Raw genomic sequence first — 12,211 nt, forward strand, 5'->3', positions numbered from 1 at the left:
TAATATAAAAATGAAACTATTAAAAGTGTCAGGCACCCTAATTTTATCTAGCAGTCTACTATTTGGATGTTCAAACAATACAGAGGAAACTTCAACAAAAGAAAAGGTAAAGGAAAAAGCTGTTACAAGTGAGGCTTTGCTTTCTGGGGTCACTGATGATTACAGGGCATATGCCATAGGGGAAATTGAAGAATTTGTTAAGGCAACAGATGCCTTTACAGCCGCTGTTAAAAAAGGAGAAATCGAACAAGCGAAAGCTCTGTATGGACCAGCGCGGATGCACTATGAGCGCGCTGAACCAATTGCGGAAGTGTTCGGTGACCTTGACCCGAAAATTGACGCACGAGAAGGCGATGTTCCTGAAGGGGAATGGGGCGGATACCACCGGATTGAAAAAGGTCTTTGGATCGATAAAACCACTAAAGGATATGAGCAGTACGCGGAGCAGTTAATGAAAGATGTTAATCTCCTGCGTGCCAAGGTAGATACCGTTGAAGTGACACCAGAATTATTGATAACTGGCGCTGTTGACCTATTAAATGAGGTATCCACTTCAAAAGTTACAGGCGAAGAGGATCGTTATTCCCATACTGATTTATATGATTTTGCTGCCAATGTGGAGGGAGCAGAAAAGATTTATCAATTGCTTAATCCAGAATTAACGAAAAAAGATGCGGACGTTTCAAAAGAAATTCAAGCCCGGTTTGATGATGTGTACAGTTTATTGAACCAGCACAAAAAGGGAGATGGCTACAAACTCTACACAGAATTATCAAAGGACCAAGTAAAAGAACTAAGTCAGGCGATTGATGCACTAGCAGAACCACTCTCACAAATAGGACTTGTTACGGAGGCGTCTTAATTGGCAAAGAATACAAACATCATCGATGAATCTTCAGTAATCGGAAAAAAGATTTCGCGAAGAGATATCCTTAAAACTGCCGGTGTTGGTGGTGTCGGAGTGATACTGGGTGCATCTGGATTAGGAGGATTGCTTTCTATTTCGGAAAGCAAAGCTACCACTAAAGAAGCCCACGATATCGTTCCCTTTTATGGAAAACATCAAAGTGGAATCACTACTAAAACGCAAAACCATGTGTATTTTGTTTCCTTGGATGTAACCACCTCGAAAAAAGAAGAGCTGGTTCAATTATTCAAGGATTGGACAAAGGCTGCTGCCCTATTAACTGAAGGAAAAGCAGTCGGAGATCTTTCGAGTAATGAGTTTCTCCCGCCAAAAGATACAGGGGAGGCTGCTGGGTTATCTGCTTCTAATTTAACGGTTACATTTGGAGTTGGTCCTAGTTTGTTTGTAAAGGACAATCAAGACAGATTCGGCCTTAAACATAAGCAGCCAAAAGAATTAGTGGATCTGCCTAAATTTCCGCTTGATGCGTTGGAAGACGAATGGACTGGTGGGGACCTGTGTATTCAAGCCTGTGCGGATGATTTGCAAGTTGCCTTTCACGCAGTGAGGAATTTGATTCGAATTGCAAGAGGAAAGGCGATCTTACGCTGGGCGCAAACAGGGTTTCAACGCACGAAACAAGCAGATCCAAAAAATGAAACACCAAGGAACTTGTTTGGCTTTAAAGATGGCACAGCCAATCCTGATGTAAACAATGAAGAACAGATGAACCAACAGGTTTGGGTTCAGCCTGGGGATGGCCCAAATTGGTTGACGAATGGAAGTTATCTTGTCGTCCGAAGAATTCAAATGTTTATTGAAGTGTGGGATCGTACCACATTAAAAGATCAAGAGAATACCTTTGGACGCTACCGTGAAAATGGTGCACCAATTGGGCAAAAAAGTGAATTTGAAAAACTTGATTTGAAGCAAAAAAATGAAAAAGGCGAATATAGTATCCCAGCGGACTCGCATACACGTGTATCCCATGGGGACGGTTCACAACAAATTCTGCGCAGGGCCTATTCCTATTCAGATGGAATGGACCTGAAGACCGGCAGCTTTGATGCAGGCTTGTTGTTCTTATGTTTCCAACGTGCTCCTAGTAAACAATTTATTCCGATACAAAATAGGTTGGCCATGATGGATAAATTAAATGAATATATTTCCCATAGAGGAAGTGCCATCTTTGCTTGTTTACCAGGAACGAAGTCAGGTGGCTTTATAGGTGAAACACTTTTTAACTAGAGTTTTTCCTATTATAGAGGAGAGAGACACATGTTACGATTTAAAACTAAAAGTATATCTATATTAATTCTGATGTTGCTCTTCGTTTTTTTTCAAACCGTTCATCCAGCGAAAGCGGAAGTAAATCATGATGAACTTTTCGTTCTTATTGGTGATAGTTTAATGAAAGCCAAGGATGGAGACCAATCAACCGTTTCGACCAATATGGAACAGTTTGCAAACGAATGGAATGCGATTAAGAACACGGATAGTGAACAGGCTAAAAAGGTTGATCAAGCACTTCAAGAGGTTCAAAGCTTACTAACCGAAGGGAATCTAGAAAAGGACGTTCTGTCAAAAAGTCTTTCGTCTCTCTCAAGTGCGGTAGTTCTCTATGACCAAGAACAAAATCCACAAGATAAAGAAAAGGGAAAAGAACAAGTAAAACAGATGACACCGCTCATCGCCGCATTAAAGAAATCGATTGAGGACGGGAATCAAGCAGTATTGAAAACTCAATATCAAACCTTGCTAAATAAATGGAATAGTTCGGAAAAAATTGTCCATGATGAGAGCATTGCTACCTACGGCAATATCGAGAAATACATGGCTTTAATTCGAATCGCGATAACCCAGAGTCCGGTCGATTTAGACAAGGCGAAAACAAATATCGAGAAGCTATCAAGTGAAGTGGAAAATTTCTTAGCAGGGAAGGTTTCTAAACAGGTTCAAAGTGATTATACACTATCGGATCTCTCTACATTATTAAGTAAGGCAGAATCACAGATTTCACAAAAAAACTATAATAGTGCTGCTGACCAGTTAAATGAAGTCCTAAACGTATGGCCAATGGTTGAAGGAGATGTTCAGACGAGGGATAGTAAACTGTATAGTGATCTTGAAACCAAAATACCTACAGCTATTAGTCTCTTAAGTTCTGCTAAAGTCGATGGTCTAAAAGCAGAGGAGATTGTAAAAGAAATAAATTCACGTCTTGCACCGTTAATTAGTAAAACTGATTATTCTTTATGGGATGCGGCATTAATTTTGCTGCGCGAAGGGTTAGAAGGGCTATTAATCGTCGCTACATTGCTTGCCTTTTTAAAGAAAATGGGTCAGGGTGCAAAACAGAAATGGATCTGGGCGGGTGTTGGCGCAGGTATCCTAGCAAGTGCAGTATTAGCCATTATTATTAATATTGTATTTTCAAGTATCGTTGCAGCTTCCAGCCGAGAATATATAGAGGGAATTACTGGAGTTGTTGCTGTGATCATGATGTTAACAGTTGGAGCATGGCTCCATAATAAATCCAGTATTGGGAACTGGAACAAATACATCAATCAACAAATGGAACAAGCCATTGCCAAAGGGAGTTTAGTTTCTTTTGCTTTCATTAGTTTTCTATCTGTGTTCCGTGAAGGAGCAGAAACCATCATTTTCTATACAGGAATTACCCCATACATTAGTATGCAGCAATTGTTATTGGGTGTGATCCTGGCAGTGGGAATCCTGGCCATTGTTGGGTTCGCCATTATTTACTACAGTGTAAAAATACCGATTCGCTTTTTCTTTAAAGCAGCAACTATTCTTATTTATATTTTAGCCTTTAAAATTCTCGGTATTAGTATCCATGCGCTGCAGATTTCGGATGTGTTGTCAACAAGCACCGTGCAACAGCTTCCGTTTATTGATTGGATTGGTTTATATCCAACTTTGGAAACAACAATTACCCAGTTATTATTAGTCATCGTCATTGTGGGGTTAACTTGGATGATCAAAAAAAGAACAGTCATTACTAACATTTAAAAGGGCCTTAGGTCCTTTTTTCGTTACTCTAAAAATTTTCTCCTACTAATCAAAGAACTTGTCTCATAAGTTTATAGAAGTGAGATTAGTATGGAGGAGAAAAAATTGAGGATTTATTATAAGGGTATATTCTTTTTAGCTGCCGCTGCTTTTTTAGGGGAAGGTATTGAAGTTTTAGTAAATATGATTCTTGCTCGAGAATTAGGACCACACGGGCTAGGACTGTATATGTCCATTTTGCCATCGATATTCTTCATTGTATTACTAGCAAGCTTTGAGTTGCCTGTATCAATTTCAAAATTTATTGCAGAAAGGGAAGACCGTTATCACCGTAATATCCTTCATCATGCTATTTCGATTACGATTGTATTCTCTGCTGTCCTTTTTTTAGCAGCTACAGTGATCATTCCGTTTATTCCTGTGTTTGATAAATACCACCCATATGTTAGATGGCTCGTTTTGATCTTAATTCCAATCATTTCCTTCACGTCTGTCGCGAGGGGATATTTTATGGGCAAGCAACAAATGGGGAAAATAGCAGTCTCTAATTTTTTAAGGAAAACTATTCAACTCGCGGGGTTGTTTCTCCTCTTTCGTTTGTTTGCCTTTGATACGTCTGAGTCATTGTTAATCGCAATTGGTACATTTATTGGCAGCGAGATTGTTGTGTTCCTATATTTATTTTACATGTTTATTATCCAATTCCAACAATTGAAACGACAACCGTTTTCTAATATGAAGCGCAAGGTAGTCCAAAAGAATTTAATGGCAGTATCGATTCCAACCACGGGTCTTCGGTTGTTTTCAGCATTCACTGGTGCCATACAGCCCTTTATCATTAAGTCAGCGTTGGTTCGTTCTGGCATGAGCGAAACAGTAGCGACCGAGCAATTTGGGCTGCTGATGGGGGTAGCCATGTCAATTGGCTTTTTCCCTGCATTTATTGCCCATTCTCTTATGGTTGTTCTAATTCCGGCTGTATCCAAGACTTACTCTCAGGGTGATTATCAAAAGCTCCAAAAAATGCTTCGACAGGTGATGAAGCTCACATTTGTATACGGGGTCGCAGCTGTAGCTATTTTCTACTTTTTTGCCCCCGAGTTAACTTCGCTATTTTTTAAATCAGAAACACCAGCTGTATTTTTACAATTACTCTGGCCATTTTTCTTATTTCACTTCTTTATCATGCCAATGCAGGCCTTTTTATTTGGACTTAATCTACTTAAAGAGACCTTTATTCATATCATTTGGTCGACCATCATCTCCTTTGCACTCATTATCCTGCTTGCAGCCATGCCGGAATGGAGAATGAACGGGGGTATTATTGGCATGAATACAGGTGCTGTTTTGTTAGCGCTTATGCATTATATAACCATTTGTAAAAAAATCGGGATCAGTTTATTTATGCAGAGGCTCATTCAAAATCCTACTGAAAGATAAATTTAGAGAAAATTACTTCAGAACTGTAGGGGGTTCCACTTTCCACTCCGTCTATTAATATGAAAAGTTATTTTTCAACATGGAGGTTTAGGAAAATGAAAAATGAATGTACCCCATCATTTGAAAAAGTGGTCATGGAATACGGTAGAGCCATTTATAAATATATTTTATCATTGGTGAAGCATAAAGAACTTGCTGAGGACATCTATCAGGAGGTATTACTCTCTGCATATTTAGCATATCCTTCAATAAAGGAACAATCCAAATTTAAAGGATGGTTATTTACGATTGCCATCAATAAATGCCGTGACTATTGGCGGAAAGAAAATAAATCAAAGCAATTTTGGAGGGAAGAAGTTTATTCCTATTCAGCCTCACTCGAACAAACCGTTATCCCGGAAGAGGAAGTGTTACATAAATTCTCTGCAGCACAAATGGCTGAAAAGGTTAACCTCTTACCAGAAATCTATAGATATCCTATTTATTTATATTACTATAAAGATTTTTCTCTCGTCGAAATTGCGAAGAAAAGTAACCTTCCCATGTCTACGGTTAAAACAAGGATGAGAAGGGCGAAGGAAAGACTCCGGCCAAAAATACAGTCACTGGCATGATACCAGTAAAATATTCTTTGAGAAGGAGAATGTTCATCATGACTGGAAAAGGGGCAAAAAGAGGCCAGGCGCACTTGCAGCCATATATTTCAAAACAGTATTACCATCGCTATACACCCATTGATCATGCGGTGTGGCGGTTTGTCATGAAGCAAAATCATTACTTTTTAAAGGATATTGCCCATCCCGCTTATGTAAATGGCCTGAGAGATTCAGGTATTAAAACCGAATCTATTCCAAAGGTCGATGATATGAATAGGAGCCTAGCCAAAGTTGGATGGGGGGCTGTAACGATTGATGGACTAATTCCTGGTTCTGTCTTTTATGGCTTTCTTGCAAGTGGCCTTTTACCGATTGCAACAGAAATAAGAAATATCCAAAACATTGCTTATACCCCTGCACCGGATATGATTCATGAGGCGGCCGGACATGCGCCAATTTTATTGGATAAATCTTATCGGGAATTTGTAAGGAAAATTGGTGAGATGGGGGCAAAAGCACTCGCTAGTAAAGAAAAACTGGAGGTATTTAAAGCCGTCCGCCATTTAACGATTGTTGCAGAAGATCCTCATTCAACCCCTGAAAATGTGAAAGAGGCAGAAAGGCTTGTGGCAGAAGCAAGGAAAAAGGTGAAGGGACTATCTGAATCAGATATGGTTTCAAGGCTTTTCTGGTGGACGGTGGAATATGGCTTGGTAGGTGACCTGAACGATCCGAAGATCTACGGAGCTGGTTTGCTTTCATCTGTTGGTGAGAGTCAAAGCTGTCTAGCCGATGACGTGAAGAAGATTCCATTTTCAGTTGAAGAATGCATTAAGACACCATATGATGTCACGAAGCCGCAGCCGCAATTATTTGTCTGTAAAGATTTTGATGAATTAGCAGCGGCAATTGATCATTTTGCTTCGACGATGGCCTTTAAGAAAGGCGGGACGGAAAGCCTTGATAAAGCCTTGCAATCTGATAATCTTGCAACATTTGTTTTCTCTTCTGGCTTGCAAGTGACTGGTACCTTGGCAACAATATGGAAGGATGACAAGGGAGAGGCTGTTTATATCAGAACCAAAGGGCCGACTGCGCTATCTTTTGACCATTACGAATTAAATGGTCATGGCAAAGATACACATCATAAAGGCTTTGGAACACCAATAGGCAGTCTTGAAGGAAAGATAGCATTAGAGAATTGTTCGCTGTCTCAATTAAAGGATTTAGGTATAATTGAGGGCAGCGAAGCCGTGTTGAAATTTGAAAGCGGTGTCAATGTGAAGGGGATTGTGAAGTCAATTTTGATGTCAGCAGGAAATCCTATCTTAATCTCTTTTCAGGATTGTCAAGTAACTTATCAGGGGCAAATTCTTTTTGAGCCATCATGGGGGACATATGATATGGCGGTTGGCGCAGCAATAACGTCTGTGTATGCAGGTGCAGCAGATCCAGATAAATTCTTTGAATGGCCAATAAATGATACTGATAGTCTGGTAGATGCAGAAGTTCAACGACTGAATGAACTTGAAAGCCTTTATGCAGAAATCCGCAGTCTCCGTGAGGGAACGGAATGGAATGAACAGTGTTGGACCAGATTGGAAAAAGTAATAGAGACCCTAGATCAAAAATATCCAAATGAGTGGTTATTGAGACTCGAAATACTCGAAATCTATAAGTTGCAAAATAGCAGCCATCCTAACGTTAAAATTATTTCGGAACTATTAGGAAACAAAAATTGGGGAAAATCAGTTAATCAGGTGATTCAACGCGGGTTCACTTTAATCAATAATAGTTAAAGGAAAAGGAGCTTGGGAATCCAAGCTCCTTTCTTATGCTGTCTAGCTCCAGCTCTCTTGCGCTTTTCTATTTAGTCCTTGCTGGAAAGAATTCCAAAAATGCGCAGGATGCTTATAAATAGGTTAATAAAGTTCAAGTATAAGTTTAATGCCATCAATGGTACTTCTTCCGGTCTGACCCCATAATGCTTCATGCGATTGAAGTCAAACAGAACATACCCGCTAAATACGATTACTCCGATGATGGAGAATGCAAGCATTGCGGTTGAGCCTAATGGGAAGAAAATATTATAAATGGAAATAACCACTAAGGCGAGTAAAGCAGCAAGAAGGAATCCGCCTAAGAAGGAAAAGTTCTGTTTTGATTTTGTTGCATAAATAGCAACACCAGTAAAAACTACGGTTGTACTAGCAAATGCCATGACAACAATATTTGCTCCTGCTGCAGCTGTGTAATAGGCTACGATAGGGAAAAGCGTAATTCCAGATATAAACGTAAAGAGATATAGGAAGGAATAAGAAATAGCCTTCTTACGTCTGAAAAAGAATGCAATCATGAGCATGACAAATTCTAGTATCGCTAGCGGCATAAATAAACTATCTGGTACAAATACACCTGCCATTGTGCCCAAGAAAGCAATCGCAAGGGAAAGGGCAAAAGTTCGTATAACAGAAGGTAAAAATTCAGTAGATGTTTGTGAATACAATTTTTTCACCTCGAAAATTATTTGTTACTACTATAGCTACAGCGCCTAGCCCCTCGAGGTCGCTTCGGTCCTGCCGATGAAGTCAAAGAACGACTTCACCGTCATGCCCTCCAGCGCTTGTCGGGGCTGACCAAGGCGCTTTCGCTTTCCTATTAAAGATATACGATTAATGGGTCAAGATGTTTCATTTTTTCTGAAAAAATCTTTATCTTCTTTTAGAAGATCGCGAATCTCTGCTAATAATTCTACAGTTGGGTCCGCTTTTACAACAACTTCAGCTGGTTCTTCTTTCTTTTTAAAGCGGTTGATAAATTTCACAAATAGGAAAATTGAAAACGAGATAATTAAGAAATCGACTACTGTTTGAATAAATTTTCCATACGCTAACGTGCCATAGGCAAGCTTAGAAAAATCGACTACTCCGATGATTAATCCAACTAAGGGCATAATAATATCGGCGACAAGAGATGAGACAATTTTTCCAAACGCCCCGCCGATAATAACACCCACAGCTAAATCAATAACATTGCCTTTCATGGCAAATTGTTTAAATTCATTCCACATAAGATCGTCCTCCTACCAGTTTATTTGTTAATTATTTATTCTAACTCTTAATCATCTATAATGGCAATTTCGAGCTCGATATGTCCGAATAATTAAATCAATTGGATAATATAAAAAAAGAGCAGGTGATCCTGCTCTTAAATTTTCTGAACTTAGATTACTGTCTAGCTCCAGCGCCCTAGCGACTAGTGTCCTTCGCTCTCCGCCCTACGATAAGTCAACATCGAATCGCCTCCGGCTCTTCGTGTTTCCTTTATCTCAGTTGGAGCGCTCCAGGCCATACGCCGCTGAACAGGGCGCTTACGCTTTTATTAGAAAGCCCAATTTCCGCCTCTAAACACAGGTTCTGTTTTGCCATCTGCGGTGATTCCATCGATGTCCATCTCAGTGGAGCCAATCATGAAATCGACGTGGGTGATACTTTCATTCAGACCGTGCTCTTTCAATTCTTCAGAAGACATTTTCTTACCGCCCTCGATACAGAAGGCATAGGCACTGCCGATTGCTAAATGGTTTGAGGCATTCTCATCAAATAATGTATTAAAGAAAAGGACATTTGATAGGGAAATTGGTGAATTATATGGTACAAGTGCAACCTCACCAAGGTAATGGGAGCCCTCATCGGTATCAACAAGGCGCTTAAGAATCTCTTCACCTTCTTCTGCTTTTACGCCAACAATTTTTCCATTTTCAAACGTAATTGAAAAACGGTCAATAATATTGCCACCATAGCTTAAAGGTTTTGTACTGGCAACTGTACCATTCACACCTGTTCGATAAGGTACAGTGAACACTTCCTCGGTCGGCATGTTTGCCATAAACTCGAAGCCATTTTCGTTAACACTGCCTGCGCCCACCCAGATGTGTTTTTCAGGAAGTTCAATCGTTAAGTCTGTACCAGGCGCTGTGTAATGAAGCTTTTGATATCGTTTTTCATTTAAATAATGAACTTTTTCATGAAGAGTTTCATCATGTTTCTTCCAAGCTTCTACTGGATTTTCAACATCTGCACGTACTGCTTTAAAAATCGCATCCCAAAGCTTATTGACTTGGTTTTCAACAGGCTCATCAGGGAATACTTTTGCAGCCCATTCAGGGGACGCAGCGGCGATAACCGTCCAACTCACCTTATCGGATTGTACGGCTTTCCGATAATTTGCCAAGGCTGTTCCGGCAGCTTTATTAAAGTTAGAAATTCGTTCTGGATTCACACCTTTTAACAAATCTGGGCTAGTAGAAATAACTGACATAAAGGCTGCACCCTTAGCTGCTAGGTCTTCCATTTCTTTGGCACGCCAAACAGGATACTCAAGGAATGCATCATCTGGAGCCAAGTCATATTTTGTTCTCGTCACAGTATCGTCGTTCCAGTTGACGATGACATTTTGTGCACCTGTTTCGTAGGCCTTTTTAACAATTAGACGAACAAAATTCGCTGCATCTAATGTAGCATTAACGACTAGAGTTTGACCTTTCTGAACATTTACCCCAACCTTAACAGCTAGTTCAGCATATTTTTCAAGTGTTTTTTGAAATTCACTCATATGTACGTCTCCTTTTTTTCTGAATCTTCCTATATTGTAGCGTTTTTAATTTGAAAAAGAAACTATTACCAATTAAGCAAATGGGCACCTAAAAAAACAGTAAAGATTTTCATCCTTACTGCATTTTGCTGCCGTATACTTTTATATTAAAATAAACACCTGCGGAAAATAGTACTAAGAATGTAATAATACCTGATAATGATGTTGGAGCCATGAACTGGGATAATTCCATTGTTTCCACCGCCCTTATATTAATTATCTTTATAAGTTAATTATAATACAAATTGGGCAAATGTGAACAATTTAGTACAAATATTAAGAGATTATTGACCAGTATTTATATATGTGATTTAATATTTTGTTTTTCAAATGAATGGAACATGACCCAATACATCCCAGCACTTAACAAGGCAAGGAAAACCAACACGAAAAACGTCCAGCTATAGCCAAGTAATACTGTCATTGGAATGGCAAGTGGGGCAATGGTTCGGCTTATGGTAAATCGCAGGCTTGCAGCGGCGAAGTATTGACCGCGCATATTCTCAGGAGCAAGTCGCGATACAAAGCTTTGCTGGAGTCCAGCTCCCATTAACTCAGCAAACGTGAAAATCGACATCGCGATTATTAACCCCCATATCCACGTGGTTTGGCTAAATAGAATCATTGAAATGGCGTATACGACTGACGAGAGAACAAATACATTTCTTTCATAATAACTACTCATCCACTTTGTGACCATTACTGTCAGAAGAGCAACAAGGAAGCCATTTTCTGCGAGCACCAAACCAAAAGCCTGCTCACCATTGACAGAAAATGACCAATTTCCTATTGAAAATAGACTTTGAGCTTGGTAGACATCCTTTATATAAACTGGAATCAACAAGTCTAATTGCATAAATGTTTGTCCAGCTAATACACCTGCAAGAATAAAAAGCAGGAAAGTTCTATCCTTAACAATGAGAGAATAATCCTTTAGTTGATTTTTTAAAAAGTCATACCATTTCCCTTCAGACGAAAGAGAATTATGTGTAACTGGGACTGTCTCACGGGTCCATTTGGCCAGAATAAGTCCTAAGGAAATACAAATTAACCCAGCCACAAGTAATAGTTGGAAACGGTAATGAACATAAAAAATCGCTCCTAAAATCGGGCCAATCACAACCGCAATATTAATAGATGTATAAAAAATGGCAAACACATTACTTCTGTCCTTTTCATCTACTACATCTGCAACCATCGCTTGGCTTGCCGGCCAATAAAAGGAACCGAACACACCGGCTACTGCGAAAGCGATAAAGCCCATCCACGGGGATTCAAACCAGGGTGAGCTAGCGAAGCCAAATGCGATAAACGAAAGGCCTTGACCGATTGCTGATAGAACCATCATTCGTTTGCGCCCGAAACGGTCAGCGCAGTATCCGCCCATAAGGTTAGCAAGTACAGAAAAAACCTGTGAAAAAACTAATAATAATCCTGCTTTACTTTTACCGAACTCTTCTGCGAAGTAAATCGTTAAGAACGGAAAAAACATCCAAAATGTGATATTCATCATTGCTTCGCTAAATAAGCGAACTTTTAAATTAGGATCCCAATCTCTAATCCTCATAGATTGTCCTCGTTT

At 39.6% G+C, this 12,211-nt stretch carries 10 protein-coding genes; 6 read left to right on the forward strand and 4 right to left on the reverse strand.

Annotated features, from left to right (window positions below; all coding sequences use genetic code 11):
• Positions 1 to 10: 10 nt before the first annotated feature.
• From efeO to AC4QJR_RS05300, 6 genes are all read left to right on the forward strand, one after another.
• Positions 11 to 862, forward strand: a complete 852-nt coding sequence (gene efeO, locus AC4QJR_RS05275; RefSeq protein ID WP_496525543.1) for an iron uptake system protein EfeO — start codon at positions 11 to 13, stop codon at positions 860 to 862.
• Complete coding sequence (gene efeB / locus AC4QJR_RS05280) at positions 863 to 2,155, forward strand: iron uptake transporter deferrochelatase/peroxidase subunit (RefSeq protein ID WP_496525544.1); 1,293 nt, start codon at positions 863 to 865, stop codon at positions 2,153 to 2,155.
• A 30-nt stretch (positions 2,156 to 2,185) separates the two neighbouring features.
• The gene (locus tag AC4QJR_RS05285; protein WP_496525545.1) at positions 2,186 to 3,940 is read left to right on the forward strand and encodes an FTR1 family iron permease; all 1,755 of its coding nucleotides are present in this window, start codon (positions 2,186 to 2,188) and stop codon (positions 3,938 to 3,940) included.
• A 105-nt stretch (positions 3,941 to 4,045) separates the two neighbouring features.
• Complete coding sequence (locus tag AC4QJR_RS05290) at positions 4,046 to 5,380, forward strand: polysaccharide biosynthesis protein (RefSeq protein WP_496525546.1); 1,335 nt, start codon at positions 4,046 to 4,048, stop codon at positions 5,378 to 5,380.
• A gap of 95 nt (positions 5,381 to 5,475) precedes the next feature.
• A complete protein-coding gene (locus AC4QJR_RS05295) occupies positions 5,476 to 5,994 on the forward strand; it encodes an RNA polymerase sigma factor (protein WP_496525547.1) in 519 nt (172 codons plus the stop codon).
• A 38-nt stretch (positions 5,995 to 6,032) separates the two neighbouring features.
• A complete protein-coding gene (locus AC4QJR_RS05300; protein ID WP_496525548.1) occupies positions 6,033 to 7,775 on the forward strand; it encodes an aromatic amino acid hydroxylase in 1,743 nt (580 codons plus the stop codon).
• Between the two features lie 71 nt (positions 7,776 to 7,846).
• Here AC4QJR_RS05300 and AC4QJR_RS05305 read toward each other — a convergent pair whose 3' ends face one another.
• The 4 genes from AC4QJR_RS05305 to AC4QJR_RS05320 all read right to left on the reverse strand — a co-directional run bounded on the left by AC4QJR_RS05305 (position 7,847) and on the right by AC4QJR_RS05320 (position 12,196).
• A complete protein-coding gene (locus tag AC4QJR_RS05305; RefSeq protein ID WP_251459233.1) occupies positions 7,847 to 8,482 on the reverse strand; it encodes a Bax inhibitor-1/YccA family protein in 636 nt (211 codons plus the stop codon).
• Positions 8,483 to 8,656: 174 nt separating this feature from the next.
• On the reverse strand, positions 8,657 to 9,046 hold the full coding sequence (mscL, locus tag AC4QJR_RS05310; protein WP_098575703.1) for a large-conductance mechanosensitive channel protein MscL: 390 nt from the start codon (positions 9,044 to 9,046) through the stop codon (positions 8,657 to 8,659).
• Positions 9,047 to 9,357: 311 nt separating this feature from the next.
• Entirely contained in the window at positions 9,358 to 10,590 is a 1,233-nt protein-coding gene (locus AC4QJR_RS05315; protein WP_098575702.1) for an aminopeptidase, read from the reverse strand.
• A 337-nt stretch (positions 10,591 to 10,927) separates the two neighbouring features.
• Positions 10,928 to 12,196, reverse strand: a complete 1,269-nt coding sequence (locus tag AC4QJR_RS05320) for an MDR family MFS transporter (RefSeq protein ID WP_496525549.1) — start codon at positions 12,194 to 12,196, stop codon at positions 10,928 to 10,930.
• Between the last annotated feature and the right edge of the window lie 15 nt (positions 12,197 to 12,211).

Source organism: Neobacillus sp. BP17, from assembly GCF_059579525.1.